This window comes from Microbacterium sp. (assembly GCF_049650565.1).
Lineage (GTDB): Bacteria > Actinomycetota > Actinomycetes > Actinomycetales > Microbacteriaceae > Microbacterium.
On sequence record NZ_JBASAK010000039.1, the window covers coordinates 70,989 to 85,419 of the forward strand.

General features: G+C 68.4%; 14 protein-coding genes and 1 tRNA gene. 7 read left to right on the forward strand and 8 right to left on the reverse strand.

Annotated elements, in window-relative coordinates:
* Entirely contained in the window at nt 1-1,239 is a 1,239-nt protein-coding gene (locus WA967_RS06780; RefSeq protein ID WP_424420374.1) for an MFS transporter, read from the reverse strand.
* A gap of 36 nt (nt 1,240-1,275) precedes the next feature.
* Here WA967_RS06780 and WA967_RS06785 point away from each other — a divergent pair, with 36 nt between their 5' ends.
* Entirely contained in the window at nt 1,276-1,641 is a 366-nt protein-coding gene (locus WA967_RS06785; RefSeq protein ID WP_424420377.1) for an ArsR/SmtB family transcription factor, read from the forward strand.
* A 3-nt stretch (nt 1,642-1,644) separates the two neighbouring features.
* Here the strand turns inward: WA967_RS06785 and WA967_RS06790 are convergent, their stop codons facing one another.
* The 3 genes from WA967_RS06790 to WA967_RS06800 form a co-directional block, all read right to left on the reverse strand.
* Nucleotides 1,645-3,141 carry an L-serine ammonia-lyase, iron-sulfur-dependent, subunit alpha gene (locus WA967_RS06790; RefSeq protein ID WP_424420379.1) on the reverse strand — a complete coding sequence of 499 codons (1,497 nt, stop codon included), beginning with the start codon at nt 3,139-3,141 and terminating at the stop codon, nt 1,645-1,647.
* A 107-nt stretch (nt 3,142-3,248) separates the two neighbouring features.
* Nucleotides 3,249-3,935, reverse strand: coding sequence for an IclR family transcriptional regulator (locus WA967_RS06795; RefSeq protein WP_424420381.1), 687 nt, complete (start codon nt 3,933-3,935; stop codon nt 3,249-3,251).
* 56 nt (nt 3,936-3,991) lie between these two features.
* Nucleotides 3,992-5,449, reverse strand: coding sequence for an aromatic amino acid lyase (locus WA967_RS06800; protein ID WP_424420384.1), 1,458 nt, complete (start codon nt 5,447-5,449; stop codon nt 3,992-3,994).
* Nucleotides 5,450-5,642: 193 nt separating this feature from the next.
* Between WA967_RS06800 and WA967_RS06805 the strand changes: the two genes are divergently transcribed.
* From WA967_RS06805 to WA967_RS06820, 4 genes are read left to right on the forward strand one after another with little or no spacing between them, the layout of a single operon-like run.
* A complete protein-coding gene (locus WA967_RS06805) occupies nt 5,643-6,725 on the forward strand; it encodes an ABC transporter ATP-binding protein (protein ID WP_424420386.1) in 1,083 nt (360 codons plus the stop codon).
* Entirely contained in the window at nt 6,722-7,369 is a 648-nt protein-coding gene (locus tag WA967_RS06810) for an ABC transporter permease (RefSeq protein WP_424420388.1), read from the forward strand. The genes WA967_RS06805 and WA967_RS06810 overlap by 4 nt, the downstream gene beginning before the upstream one ends.
* On the forward strand, nt 7,369-8,103 hold the full coding sequence (locus WA967_RS06815) for an ABC transporter permease (protein ID WP_424420390.1): 735 nt from the start codon (nt 7,369-7,371) through the stop codon (nt 8,101-8,103). The genes WA967_RS06810 and WA967_RS06815 overlap by 1 nt, the downstream gene beginning before the upstream one ends.
* Nucleotides 8,104-8,147: 44 nt before the next feature.
* Nucleotides 8,148-9,065 (forward strand): ABC transporter substrate-binding protein, encoded by a 918-nt coding sequence (locus WA967_RS06820; protein ID WP_424420393.1) that lies wholly within the window; start codon nt 8,148-8,150, stop codon nt 9,063-9,065.
* A gap of 60 nt (nt 9,066-9,125) precedes the next feature.
* Here the strand turns inward: WA967_RS06820 and WA967_RS06825 are convergent, their stop codons facing one another.
* Entirely contained in the window at nt 9,126-10,856 is a 1,731-nt protein-coding gene (locus WA967_RS06825) for an L-aspartate oxidase (protein WP_424420396.1), read from the reverse strand.
* A gap of 71 nt (nt 10,857-10,927) precedes the next feature.
* On the opposite strand from WA967_RS06825, the gene WA967_RS06830 reads away from it, so the two are divergent.
* Nucleotides 10,928-11,857 (forward strand): LysR family transcriptional regulator, encoded by a 930-nt coding sequence (locus WA967_RS06830; RefSeq protein WP_424420399.1) that lies wholly within the window; start codon nt 10,928-10,930, stop codon nt 11,855-11,857.
* 196 nt (nt 11,858-12,053) lie between these two features.
* Here WA967_RS06830 and WA967_RS06835 read toward each other — a convergent pair.
* From WA967_RS06835 to WA967_RS06845, 3 genes are all read right to left on the reverse strand, one after another.
* A tRNA-Arg gene (locus WA967_RS06835) sits at nt 12,054-12,126 on the reverse strand.
* Nucleotides 12,127-12,196: 70 nt separating this feature from the next.
* Nucleotides 12,197-12,832 (reverse strand): asparagine synthase, encoded by a 636-nt coding sequence (locus WA967_RS06840; RefSeq protein ID WP_424420402.1) that lies wholly within the window; start codon nt 12,830-12,832, stop codon nt 12,197-12,199.
* 52 nt (nt 12,833-12,884) lie between these two features.
* Nucleotides 12,885-13,544, reverse strand: a complete 660-nt coding sequence (locus WA967_RS06845; protein ID WP_424420405.1) for a GntR family transcriptional regulator — start codon at nt 13,542-13,544, stop codon at nt 12,885-12,887.
* Nucleotides 13,545-13,612: 68 nt separating this feature from the next.
* On the opposite strand from WA967_RS06845, the gene WA967_RS06850 reads away from it, so the two are divergent.
* The gene (locus tag WA967_RS06850; RefSeq protein ID WP_424420407.1) at nt 13,613-14,413 is read left to right on the forward strand and encodes an alpha/beta hydrolase; all 801 of its coding nucleotides are present in this window, start codon (nt 13,613-13,615) and stop codon (nt 14,411-14,413) included.
* Nucleotides 14,414-14,431 lie beyond the last annotated feature (18 nt).

The following is a 14,431-nucleotide window of genomic DNA, read 5'->3' on the forward strand; positions in this document are numbered from 1 at the left end:
TCAGCTTACGACCCGGCTCGGCTCGGGGTCGCCCTGCGCGCGGCCCGCACCGGACAGCTGCGCGAGCAGCGCGGCGAGCGCGGCCGCGCTGACGAGCACGCCGTAGCCGATGAGGACGGGCGCGAGCCCGAAGACGGAGATCAGAGATCCCGCGATCACGGCCGGCACGGAGAACGACAAGTAGGCGATGACGTAGATCACAGAGAAGAGTCCGGCGCGATCTTCGCGAGCGACGAGGGGAAGCACGAGCCGCAGCGCGCCGGCGTAGGAGATTCCGAAGCCGACGCCGATGACGATGATCATCGCGAAGTACAGCATGGTGGACGCCGTGAGCACCGCCGCGACGCTCGTCAGCGTGCCGACGACCAGCGCCAGCGCTCCGATGGCGAGCAGTGCTCGCGAGCTCCAGCGCCAGAAGATGATGGTCGCCACCATCGCGCTCGCGGCGAGGGTGCCCACGGTCGCGCCCTGCAGCGTGTGGTTCTGCGTGCCGAAGACATCGCGCGCGATGAGCGCGCCGAGCGAGATGAAGAGCCCGCCGGTTCCCCAGGATGCGATGATCGCCGGAGTGACGCGCAGCAGGGCCGCCGCCGCCTCATGGGGAACCCTCAGCCGAGGAATCAGCGACGGCACGAGGCCCCGCATTCGCGCGGTGGTCTCGGGGAGCAGCCTGCTGAGCGCGGCGATGATCACGATCACGACGACCACGACGCCGAAGGTCAGCGTGCGAGCGTGCGAGGCCAGATCGAGCATGACCCCGCCGAAGAGTGCGCCCACCGCCAGGCCGGCCGCCGGTCCAGCAGAGTTCGCCAGCGCGACGCGTCCGGCGAGCGCGGGCGGCGCGAGTTCGGCCATGTGCGTGCTCACCGTCGACATCACGAGCGCCGTGGCGATCCCCTGCAGGATGCGCGCGGAGAGAAGGGCGCCGAGCGAGTCGCCCCAGCCGAACAGGCCGAGGCTGACCGCCAGCATCAGGAGTCCGACCGAGGTGACCGCACGTCGTCCCAGATGGTCGGAGAGCGATCCCACCACGAGGAGCGTGACGAGGAGGCCGGCGGGATAGACGGCGAACACGACGGTGATCTCGACGACACCCAGGCCCAGGGCGCCCTGGATCTGCGGGTAGAAGGGCGAAGAGACTGTCGAAGCCGCCATGGCTGCGGCGATTGCGATGATCGTGAGGACGAATCCTGCGGTGCTATGCGACGGACGGCCTGCCGCGTGCTGTCGAGTGGACATGATCTCCTGGTTCCATAAATTTCGAACTAGGAGATCATGCCACGAAACGCCACATGGTTCAACTATGATCGAACCATGTCCCCGCCTACGGCTCTTCCACATCCTGATCCGGAGGAGTTCTCGCTCTCGGCAGTACTGAAGGCTCTCGCCGACCCGGAGCGCCTGACGATCGTGGCTCAGCTCACGCAGGGACCGCAGGATGTCGGCGAGTGCTTTCGAGATAATCCGGCCGTGCCGAAATCGACGCGCTCGCACCTCATGAAGGTGCTGAGGGAAGCGGGGATCATCCGCAACGATCCCACCCCGGGCGGACCCGGGCGCCGCGTGACGCTGCGCCAGGAAGACCTCGACGCCCGCTTCCCGGGATTGCTCGCCGCCATCCTCGCGAACGCGCCCACCTGAGCGTCAGCACTCGATGACGTTGACCGCGAGGCCGCCTTCGCTGGTCTCCTTGTACTTCGTCGACATGTCGAGGCCCGTCTGACGCATGGTCTCGACCACGGCATCCAGCGACACGAAGTGCTCGCCGTTGCCCCGCAGCGCCAGACGCGCGGCGGTGACGGCGGTGGATGCCGCGACGGCGTTGCGCTCGATGCAGGGGATCTGCACGAGTCCGCCGATCGGGTCGCAGGTCAGACCCAGGTGGTGCTCCATGGCGATCTCGGCCGCGTTCTCGATCTGCCGGGTCGTGCCGCCCATCACGGCGGTCAGCCCGCCGGCGGCCATGGCGCATGCCGAGCCGACCTCGGCCTGGCATCCGCCCTCGGCACCGGAGATGGACGCGTTCGCCTTGAACAGCGAGCCCAGGGCGGTGGCGGTCAGCAGGAACCGGCGGATGCCGCGACGTCGGTTGGCCTCGGCGATGACATCGGGATCGTCGATGGCGCCGACCGCGACCAGCGACGCCTCGGCGCCGAACCCGAGCAGCGCGCTGCCGACGAGCTCGCCGTACGGCGTGACCGCATTGCCCACGCCGAGGCCGGAGTCGGCCAGGAACCGCCACCAGTACATGGCCACGGCCGGCAGGATTCCCGCGGCGCCGTTCGTGGGAGCGGTGACCACCCGACCGCCGGCGGCGTTCTCCTCGTTGACGGCCAGCGCGAACGCGCCCAGCCATTCGCCCGGGACCTGCGCGTGGCCGTCGGATTCGACGGACTCCAGCTGCTCGCGGATGTCGGAGGCGCGGCGCTTGACCTTGAGGATGCCGGGAAGGACGCCGCCGGTGTTCAGGCCCGCTTCCACGCAGGCGCGCATGGCGTCCCAGATGGCGTCCAGACCTGCTGCGACCTCCTCCTCGCTGCGGATGGCGGTCTCGTTCAGCCGTGCGATCTCGGCGATGGTCAGCCCGTTCTCGTCGCACAGCTCCATGAGCTCCGCCGCATTGTCATACGGGTACGGCTGCTCGGCGACGGTGAGCTTCGCCTCCTCGCCGTCTCGGCGGATGAAGCCGCCGCCGATCGAGTAGTAGATCTGCTCGAGCACCGGCTCGCCCGCGGCATCCAGCGCCCGCAGGGTCATCGCGTTGGGATGGCCGGGCAGGCGGGTGCGCGGCGTGAAGGCGACGTCGTCCTTCACGAAGTCGATCAGATGCCGTCCCGCCAGGTTCAGCTGCTGTCCTTCGGGCCAGCGCTGCCAGGCCTCGCGCACGTCGTCGGGATCGCAGCTCTCGGGGCGCAGCCCCTGCAGCCCGGAGACCACGGCATCCGGCGTGCCGTGCCCGAGGCCGGTGGCGCCCAGCGAGCCGAACAGCTCACAGGTCACGCGCGTCACGCGACCCAGCAGCCCTTCCGCATCGAGGCGGGCGGCGAAGTCGACTCCGGCTCGCATCGGGCCGACGGTATGGGAGCTCGAGGGCCCCACTCCGATGGAGAACAGATCGAAGGCCGAGACGTACGCAGTCACGCTCCCAGCCTACGTCGTCGAGGGCCCCAGGAGGCAGCATCGGCCCCCGGGCATGAACGAGACCGAAGCGCCGACAGCATCCCGCCCTCCCCATGCAGGAACGGCGGTCATGGCCTCCGTGCCCGCAGCTGCGCGGTCAGTTCGGCCGCCGCAGCAATGACAGCGTGTCCGAATTCCGCGACCTTGATCTCTCCCATCCGATAACCGGGCCCTGCGACGCTGATCGCAGCCACGATCTCGCCGCTCGCGTCATGCACAGCGGCCCCCACGACGGTGGCTTCCGGGTCGTCGACGGCTGCCATCACGACGTATCCCGACTCGGGGATACGTCCCTCGAAGATCTCGCCGACAACCGATCCCGACATCGACACCGTTCGGCCGACCCATCCGTCGAACCCCACATGACGGATCGGCAGAGGACTCTGCACCTCTCGCAGGAACGTGCAGGTGTTCGCCGGACCGGGAATCGCGAGATAGCTCGACTCCTGCGTGTCGGCGGTGAGTTGCTGCATGACCGACGCGGAGAGATCGATCAGCTCCTCCGCGCGCGTGCTGTCGTTGAACATCGTGGACTGCACGAAGCGCACGCCCAGCGAATACTGCCCATCGGCTCCCCGCGATACGTATCCCCAGTGCTCCAGCGCGCGCAGCATCCGCATGGTGGTGCTGGTGGGAAGCCGGGTCGCCCGCGCGACATCGCTCAACGCGGTTGGCCCATGATCCACGACGAGGGTCAGTATCTCGAGCGCCCGGTGCACGGACTGCGGACCCATCGACGCGTCGATCTCGGTCATCGCGCCCTCACCCGCGCTCCCCGACATCTTCCCGCCCTCTGCCGTGCCCGTCGCTTTCACGGCAGTCTAGTCACGAGCGCGCCATCGACTGTCGCGGCGAACGCCGGAATGAGCTCACGCGCCAGCTCGACGTCACCCCTCAGATCACGATCAGCCATCTCCTCCGGCAGCCGTCGAGCGATGGCGACGAGTCTTGCCACCCGTGACGGAGCAGCCTCCGTGCCCGACTCGCGGAGCCGATGCGCTCGGACCGCGACGAGTACCTCCGACGCCACCATCGTCTCGAACGCGGTCACTGCGCGTTCGAGCTGGTCGAGCGCGGTGGGGGCGAAGGTCGCATCCTCCTCCACTCCGCAGGACAGGACCGCACTCTGCACGGACACGGGCGCCGACGCCGCGTGGATGTCCCCCATCGCACTCGCGACGAGGTACTCAACCACCATGGTGCCGGAGCCTCTCCCGCCGGGTGACAGGAAGCGGGGAAGTCCGGTGAACGAGTCGTCGTTGGCGAACCGCAGCCTCGCCAGTGCCAGGGGCGCGTTCTGCGCGAGTGCGATGGCTGTGGCATCGAGTTCATGTGCGAGCCACGTCTCAAGGAACGCACCGTGATGGACGGCGTGGCCCTCCTCGGCGAAGAACCGGGGGTTCTCCTGAGCGCGGCTCGTCAGTGTCTCCACCACCTCGCGCAATCTGCGCGTGGCGCAATCGAGCATGCTGATCGCGGGGAGAAAGCCACGGAACGCGAACGGGTCCTGGATCCGCGCCGGGCTCCAGTCGGGCGATCCGAGAAGTCCCGTGAGTCGTGCGGCCTGCTCGTTCGCCGTCGGGATCGCGACCGCGAGCGCGGCCTCTGCGGAGAACGCCGACGGGTTGGCGCGAAGTGCGACTGCGGATAAGGCGAAAGCGGCGAGTTCCGCTCGGATGAGCGTCTGCAGCCGGGCGACGACAAGCGCGGCGCCCGCGAGTGTCAGGGCGCTCGAACTCATGAAGGGCAAGGCGCTGTCCGAGCGTATCGATCCGATCGGGTCGAATCCGCCACGGTCGACGGGTCGCTCTCCGGCGAGCGCCAGAGCGGTGCCGGCGAGGGCCGGCAGATCCGCCGTCCCGATGCCGCCGAAGCGCCGGATCTCGGGCATCGCATCGGCGTCGAGCATCCTCGCCAGCCCGTCGACCAGCGATACGTCTATCCCTGAACCCGGATGCAGCAGCTGGTTCAGCCTCACGGCGAGCATGGCACGGACGGTCCCCCGGGCGATGGCGGGTCCGGCGTCGACCGCGTGGCTCCGAAGAAGGCTCATCCCGTGCGCCACCGGATCGCTCTCGGCCGGCGAGAGCCGGTTCGCACCGACTCCCGTCGAGCGTCCGTAGATGGGCTGACGTCCGGCGATGTCGTCTGCGGACCGGTGGTACGCCGCGACCTGCTCGCGGGCGACCGCGGAGACATCCACCGCAGCACCTCCGGCGATCGCCGCGACATCTTCGACCGTGAGCCTGGTCGGAAGCATGTACGTCATCGTGTTGCCTCGCTTTCAAGAAGTGCTTGCCAGATGTGACGCACATTACTACAGTGTGAACAAGTTAAGTTTCATCTGATGAAATCCATGACGATATTCGCACCCACGCGAAGGAGACGAAGATGTCGCCCAGGACCCTCGCCAGCCGACCCTGTCGGTGCGTCGACGGCACAATCCCGGCCGAGGCGGACGCATGATCGAGTTCAAGAACGTCGTCAAGACCTACGACAACGGCACCACGGCGGTCGCAGACCTCTCCTTCGTCGCTCCCACGGGGAAGATCACTGTCCTCGTCGGACCGTCGGGGTGCGGGAAGACGACGACGCTTCGCATGGTGAACCGCCTGATCGAGCAGACGTCGGGCGCCATCCTGCTCGGCGGCGAGGACAACGCGAAGACCGACACCATCCGCATGCGCCGGAACATCGGGTACGTCATCCAGAATGCCGGCCTCTTCCCGCATCAGACCGTCCTCGACAATGTCTGCGCGGTTCCATACCTCAACAAGAGCGACAAGCGCGCGAGCCGTGAACGCGCATTGGATCTGCTCGAACTCGTCGGGATCGATCGCAGTTACGCGAGCCGCTACCCTTGGCAGCTGTCCGGTGGTCAGCAGCAGCGCATCGGCGTGGCGCGTGCGCTTGCCGCGGACCCGCCGTACATGCTGATGGACGAGCCGTTCAGCGCTGTGGACCCGATCGTACGCAAGCAGCTGCAAGCCGAGTTCCTCAAGATCCAGGCCGACCTGGCCAAGACGATCGTGATGGTCACGCACGACATCGACGAGGCGCTCAAGCTCGGCGACCAGATCGTCGTGCTGAAGGAGGGCGGCGTCCTCGCGCAGATCGGCACGCCCGCGGAGATCCTTGCGAGCCCGGCGGATCAGTTCGTCGCGGACTTCCTCGGAGAATCCCGCGGCTACCACGCACTGAGCTTCGAGCCGATCGTCGGCCTCGAGCCGCACCGCACACCGGCCATCCGGCTCGGCGAGCTCCTCACCGGCCAAGCCGGCGACTGGGTCGTCGCCTGCGACGACAGCGGACTACCGATCGGCTGGGCCGAGGCCGACGGCGAGCCCCTGCTGGCAGAGGACGTTGTCGTCGCGACCGCCGTGTCCCGGAGCCGTGGGAACTACCGCGAGCTTCTGGATGCCGCACTTGCGAGCCCGGTCGGCCGCGCGATCATGATCGACGACGGTGCCTACGCCGGCACCCTCGGTTCCGACGCCGTCATCCGCGGAGCCGTGGAGAAGCTCGATGCAGGGCGGATGCCATGAGGCTCGACTGGATCACCAACAACCTCGACGAGATCCTGCAGCTGACTGTCGCCCACCTCTGGCTCACGCTGCTCCCGACCGCCATCGGGCTGCTGCTCTCCATCCCGCTCGGCTATCTCGCCTTCAATCATCGCAAGAGCTACCCGTACATCGTGGGCGGCACGAGCCTGTTCTACACGATCCCGTCGCTGGCGCTGTTCATCCTGCTGCCCAAAGTGATGGGCACCAGAATCCTCGACCCGATGAACGTCATCGTCGCCCTCGTGATCTACACCATCGCCCTCCTGGTGCGCGTGGTCGCCGACGGTCTCGATTCCGTCTCCCCTGACGTGGTCAAGGCCGCGCAGGGGGTGGGCTTCACCCGAGCGCAGACGTTCTTCCGGATCCAGCTGCCGATCGCCATGCCCTCGATCCTCAGTGGTCTCCGCGTGGTCGTCGTCTCCAACATCTCCATCGTCACCATGGCCGCGGTAATCGGGATCGCACAGCTCGGCTCGCTCTTCACCCTGGGATTCAGCCGTCGCCTGTACGTGCCGATCATCGCCGGCCTCGTCGTCTGCCTGCTGCTGGCCCTCGTCGTCGACCGGCTGCTCGTGCTGCTCGGCAAGGTCATGACCCCATGGGCGCCGAGAGGAGTGCTCTGATGGACATCATCGGCTGGCTGGTCGATCCGGCGAACTGGACCGGCACGGGCTCGATACCCGTTCAATCGCTCATGCACCTGCTGTACTCCGGCATCGCGCTCCTCGCCGCCGCGATCGTCGCCGTACCGCTCGGGCTCTACGTGGGGCATACGGGCAAGGGGGAGAGCCTCATCATGGGGTCGGTGAACGCGATGCGCGCTCTGCCGACGCTCGGCCTCCTCATCCTGCTCGTCCTCCTCATCGCTCCGACGATCGCCAACAACCTGGCCTTCGTGATCCCGGCACTCATCGTGCTCGTGCTGCTGGCGATCCCGCCGATCCTCAGCGGCGTCGCGAGCGGCATCCGCGCCATCGACCGCTCCGTGATCGACGCCGCACGCGGCATGGGATTCTCCACGGCGCAGATCATCTGGCGGATCGAGATCCCCTGCGCGCTCCCGCTGACGCTCTCGGGCGTGCGAGGAGCGACCCTGCAGGTCGTCTCGACCGCGACCGTCGCCGCGTACGTCTCTCTCGACGGACTCGGCAGGTTCATCATCGACGGGCGCGCCGGCAACGACTACGCCGAGATGGCCGGCGGCTCACTCGTGCTCGCCGTGCTCGCGATCCTGCTCGAACTCGGCTTCGCCCTCACGACGCGCGCCGTCGTGTCCCCGGGACTCACACGACGGACGAAGGCTGCGCCGATCGCACCCGCGCTCGACACCGAGACCAGGGCGCTCCGCGTCGCCTGAACACCACGCCCCACACACCTCACCGCCCTGCGAAAGGACTCATCATGCACAAGAAAGCCATGCTCGCTACGCTCGCCGTCGCCGCCGTACTCGCTCTCCCGGCCTGTTCCGGAGCAGATCCGCTCAGCACCGGAGCAGGCGGCAACGGCAGCGCCGGCGACACGACGAAGATCATCGTCGGCTCGGCGGACTTCTCGGAGAGCCAGCTGCTCGCCACGATCTACTCGCATGCGTTGAAGGATGCGGGCGTCGACGTCGAGGAGAAGCTGAACATCGGCAGCCGCGAGGTCTACATGCAGGCGCTGAAGGACGGGTCCATCAATCTGCTTCCCGAGTACAACGGCTACCTGCTGGGCGAACTCGACCCGAAGACGACCGAGACGGACCGCGATGTCATCCAGCAGCAGCTCAAGGACAAGCTGAACCCCGAGGGCATCGAGGTGCTCGACCCCGCCGAGGCGGAGAACACGGATGTGCTCGTGGTCGGCGCCGACGTCGCGAAGAAGCACGATCTGGTGAAGATCTCCGACCTGGCTCCGGTCGCCGACCAGCTCGTCCTGGCTGGTCCGGCGGAATGGAAGACCCGGCAGATCGGCCTCCCCGGGCTCGAGCAGGTGTACGGGCTGAAGTTCAAGGAGTTCAAGGTCCTCGACGCCGGCGGCCCCCTCACGCTCTCCGCGCTACAGAACGGTCAGGCGCAAGTGGGCGACATGTTCAGCTCCGACCCGGCCATCAAGGAGGGCGGGTTCGTCAGCCTGGTCGACGACAAGGGCCTGTTCCTGCCGGCGAACGTCCTTCCCGTGATCCGCAAGGAGGTCGCTTCGGACAAGGTGAAGAAGGTGCTCGATCAGATCTCGGCCGCGCTGACCACCACCGACCTAATGACGATGAACGGCCGCATCGCCGACGGCGACGACATCCAGACCATCGCCGACGACTGGATCGCGAAGCACATCAAGTAGGCGATCGAAAGATGCCCCTCTGCTCGTCGCGCAGAGGGGCATCTTCGTTCCGCGCGACCCCTACTCCACGAGCTTCCCGGTGCTGTCGACCTCCCGCATCAGTTCGGCGATCTCGTCGGGGACAGGGGCGATCGCCTCGCGGGTCACTCCGGTGCGGGGCGACCACACCAGATTCACCTGCATCGCGGGATCGGTCTCGGGGTAGTCGCTGCGGTTGTGGCATCCGCGGGTCTCGCGGCGCTCCAGCGCCGCTTCGAGCGTCGCACTGGCGGCGATCGCCGACGCCTTCAGGTCGAATGCATGCGCAAGATCCTGGAACCCGGCGATGTCCGGGTGGATTCCGACATCCGCCATCCGGGCCTCGATCGCGTCGAGCTCGGCGAGCCCTTCGCGCAGCCCCTGCTCGTCGCGCACGACGCCGGCGTGCTCGGTCATGGTGTTGCGGATCGCGCGCTGCAGCGCCCGCACGTTCTCAGTGCCGTCGGCGGCGAGCAGGTCGTCGATCTCCGCGCGGGCCTGCGCCACGGCATCCGCCGAGCGCCGCTGCGCATTCAGACCCAGCGCGTGCGCCATCGCCGCCTGCGCGACGATGCGGCCGTAGACGAGCAGCTCGATCAGCGAGTTGCCGCCGAGCCGGTTCGCGCCGTGCAGCCCACTGGCCGCCTCGCCCACGGCGTAGAGCCCGTCGACGTCGGTGCTGTGGTCCTCCGGACGCACCCATACGCCGCCCATCGAGTAGTGCGCGGTAGGCGCGATCTCGATCGGGTCGGTGGTGATGTCGAGCATCTGCAGCTCGAGCAGTGTCTGGTACACGCGCGGCAGCCGCGTCATGATCGTCTCGCGAGGCAGGTGCGAGACGTCGAGCCAGACGCCGCCGTTCCTCGTTCCGCGCCCCTGCTTGATCTCGGTGTACGCGGCGAGCGCGACGCGGTCGCGGGTGGAGAGCTCCATCCTCTCCGGGTCGTACCCCGACATGAAGCGCTCGCCCAGGCCGTTGCGCAGGATGCCGCCCTCGCCGCGCGCCGCTTCGGAGACCAGCGTGCCGGCCGCGTTCTCGGGCTCGATGATGCCGGACGGGTGGAATTGCACGAGTTCGGGATCGCGGATGCGGGCGCCCGCCTCGACGGCGAGCCGGAAGGAGTCGCCGGTGTTCTCGTCGCGGCGCGAGGAGGTGCGCCGCCAGATGCGGGTGTGGCCGCCGGCGGCGAGGATGACGGCGTCGGCGTGGATGAGGTAGCGCGTGCCGTCGGACTGGTCGAAGCCGTAGGCGCCGAACACGACGCCTTCGCGCACGAGGATGCGAGTGATGTAGACGCCGTCGAGGATCGGAACGTCCAGCTCCTCGGCGCGCCGAACCAGGGTGCGCTGGATCTCGAGGCCGGTGTAGTCGCCGGCGAACGCCGTGCGGCGGAAGGTGTGCGCACCGAAGAAGCGCTGCGAGATGCGGCCGTCGTCCTCACGGGCGAAGCCCATCCCCCACCGCTCGAGATCACGGATGCCGCGCTCCGCGCCCCGCGTCACGATCTCCACCGTCTGCGGATCGGCCAGCAGGTAGCTCTCCTTGATGGTGTCGGCGGCATGCTGCTGCCAGCTGTCTTCGGCATCCATGGTTCCCAGGGCCGCGTTGATGCCTCCGGCCGCCAGGGACGTGTGCGCGTCCTGGCGCGGACGCTTTCCGACCGCCAGCACGTCGATGCCGTGCTCGGCGACCTCGATCGCCGCGCGCAACCCCGACCCGCCGGTGCCGATGACCAGTACGGTGGTGGAGATCTGACGTTCGCGAGCACTCATGCGATCCACGCTAAGCTCATCATTTCAATAGTTCCAATGCATTATTCAGCTCGATTCGATAGCCTGAGCGCATGAACTTGGAGCAGCTGCGTGGATTCGTGGAGGTGGCGCGCCTGCGGCACTTCACTCGAGCATCCGAGATCCTGCACGTTGCCCAGCCGTCGTTGAGCCGGCAGATCTCGACGCTCGAGCACGAGCTCGGCGCCCTCCTGCTGCATCGCGCCCGCGGGCACATCACGCTGACTCCTGCGGGCGAGGCGCTGATGCCCCGCGCGCAGCGGATCCTCACCGAGGTCGACGCCATTCGCGACGAGATGGACGAGCTGGCCGGACTGCGCCGTGGCCGCGTTCGCCTGGGCGCGCCGCCCACGCTCTGCGTGAGCCTGGTCGCCGAGGCCATCAGCGCGTTCCACGCCGCGCATCCCGGAGTGGATCTGCACCTGGCTGAGGCCGGGTCGCGGACGCTGACCGATCAGCTGGCCGTCGGCCAATTGGACATCGCGCTGGTCACAGCCTCCGATACCCGGTCGATGCCGGGTGCATCACTGAACCGGATGCCGCTGCTGGCGGAGGAGCTGGTGGTGGCGACCTCGACAGCCGAGCCGCTCATCGCCGAGGGCACGACGGTCGGAATCGCAGAGCTCGCCGAGCTGCCGCTGATCGCGCTGGATCGCAGCTACGACCTGCGGGCGACGACGGATGCCGCGTTCCGCGCCGCGGGGCTCGCACCGGCCCCAGTGCTGGAGGGACCGGAGATGGATGCGGTGCTGCGATTCGTGGAGCAGGGGCTGGGCGTCGCCGTCGTGCCGGCCATGGCGCTGACGAACCGGCCTGCCCTGCGCTCCGCGCGGCTGTCGGCGAAGCTGACCAGGACGGTCAGCCTCGCGCACCGCTCGGATGTCACTCCCGGCGTCGCCGTGTCCGCGATGCGGGACGTGCTCGTCGACACGGCGGCGGAGTTCGCCGAGCGCGACCCGGCGCTGCACAGCCTGCACAGCTGAGGCCCACCAGAACCGCCACCACGGCGCCGCGGGCGGTTCGCACCGCACAGCGCCTGCGCTCCGTGATCGCCGAGGAGCGACACGACCGCGGGGCGATCACCAGTCTCGCGGGGCGCGAGGCGGATCACCGAGGAGTCGCCGGGAACAGAAGAAACCCCCTCCGGAGAGGGGGTTTCGCTACTGTCTCAACACAGTGTGCGCCACGAGGGACTCGAACCCCCAACCTTCTGATCCGTAGTCAGATGCTCTATCCATTGAGCTAGTGGCGCATTCCCCGCTCAGCGGGCCAGGGAACAGCCTACAGCACCGCCACGCACGACGCGAAATCGGGCCGAGCCCTCACGCATCCCCCGCGTGTCGCGACTCGCGACGGGTGCTCCGCTCGGACTTGACCGCCTGCTTCTCGGCCGCTTTCTCTGCAGCCTTCTCGCGCTTGCGGCGCGCGCGGCGCTCGGACGAGAGCGCCTGAAGATCGACGAGCTTCAGGGCCTGCATCCGCGCTTCGCGCATGCGGTCGTAATCCGGATCCTGATCGGGGCGCATACCCTCGACCCGCAGTCGGCGGTCGAGATTGCCGCGCACGTCGCCCCACGCCGCCACGCGCGCCTCCTCCACGAGCGCGCGCAGCGAGTCGGGCTCGTCGGTCATCTTGCGCAACCGGTCGGCGACGCCGGCGGACTGCTTGGCACGGCGACGAAGGTTGCGCACATCACGATCGCGGTAGTCATGCGTGCCGTGCGGGTCGGAATGCCGCCCCTTGGCGCGCTTGCGCAGCTTGGCCAACCGCTCCGCCTCTTCGTCGGATTCCTTGGCCATGAGCTTCAGCTCTCTGCGAGCGACGTGCATGTAGTGGTCGATCTCGAACGTGCCGCCGCGCGCGATCGTGCCGACCAGGATCTGGTTCTTCACCGCCAGCCGTGCCGCCGCCGTGGCGATCGCGACACCCTCGCCGATGGCATCCGTCGTGCGTCCCACGAGCACCTCCCGAACCGAGCGTACCGGCCGCCGCCGACGTTCGGCAGTGAAGTCAGCGGGCATCGCCCTGGCGTGCCCGCAACCGCTCCTCAGCGGACGCGCGGCCTGCCGCCAGGTGCGCGGGGATCATGGTCTTGAGCGTCTCGATGTCGCGCCTCCTCATGACAGCGAGGATCTCGCGGTGCGCCGCGGTCATCTCGGCCAGCTCATCGTGCTGGCCGAACAGCCAGCGCAGTCGCGTGATGAGCGAGGCCGCCAGCTCCGAGAGCATGGCATTGTGCGCCAGCTCCACCGCGGTGATGTGGAACATGGCGGATGCCGCGCGCGAGGCCGCCGCGTCGCCGGAGGCCGCCGCGGCGTCCTCCTCATCGACGATCGCCTCCAGGCGCGCGAACCCGGCGTCGTCGGTGCGCTGCGTCGCCAGGACGAACGCGAGGGTCTCCACGGCCGATCGCACCTCGGCGAAGTCCTGCAGATCCTGCACGGAGAACTCCCGCACCACAGCCCAGCTGCGCGGCGTCGAGATCACGATGCCCTCGGCGACGAGCGCTTTGATGGCCTCCCGCACAGGAAGCCGGGAGACGTGCAGCTCAGCCGCGATGTCTCGTTCGATCAGCCGCGAGCCGGGTTCGCGCCGGCCCAGCATGATGTCCTCGCGCAGCGCATCGGCGACGCGCGAGGACTCCAGGCCGGTCTCCCTCTCCAGCACCATGTCTGGATTCAACCACCAGCCATCGACATCGGCCAGTTCTCCGCATGAACCGGTGGCATCCTGGAACCATGCCTCGCACCGAGCTCGACGGTCTCGTCCGCCTCTATCCCGCGTCCGACGGCCCGCTGCGGGGGAGCACGCTGCTCTGGGCGCACGGCGGCGGCTTCGTGCATGGCGGCCTGGACATGCCGGAGGCGGATGCCGTGTCCCGGGCCGTCGCTGCGCACGGCGCGGCCGTCGTGTCCGTGGACTACGCGTTGGTGGGCGAAGACGGTTCGCGGACGTTCCCCGCGGGTTCCGACGACGTCCTCACAGCCTGGTCGTGGCTCGCCGACGGGGCTGACAGCGCCGAGCGTCTCTTCATCGGCGGCGCCAGCGCTGGCGCGAACATCGTCGCCGGCGCAGTGCTGCGGATGCTCGGGCACGCGCCTGCCACGGCATCCGCTCCCATACCGACCGGAGTGATCCTGGCGTATCCGACGCTGCTGGCGGCGCAACCGGCACCGCCGGCCGGACTGCGAGCCGCCCTGGATGCCAATCCAGCGGCCGACGTGTTCGGCCCGTCAGCAGTGCGGGCGATGTACGAGACGTACCTCGGCGGGCGCGCGGACGACGCGCCCCTGACCGCTGCGCCAGGGCTGGCGACGCCATCCGACGTCGCGGGGTTCCCCGCGACGATCATCGTCAACAGCGAGGTGGACGAGCTGCGGGTCTCGGGTGAGGTGTTCGCCGCGACGCTGACGGATGCCGGCATCGCCACGGACGTGTCGCTGGAGCCGGACACGACGCACGGGCACCTCAATCGCCCGGAGGAACCCGCGTTCGGGCGGACCATCGCACGTGTGACGGAGTGGATGGCGCGGCATTGAATCCCGCGCCATCCGACC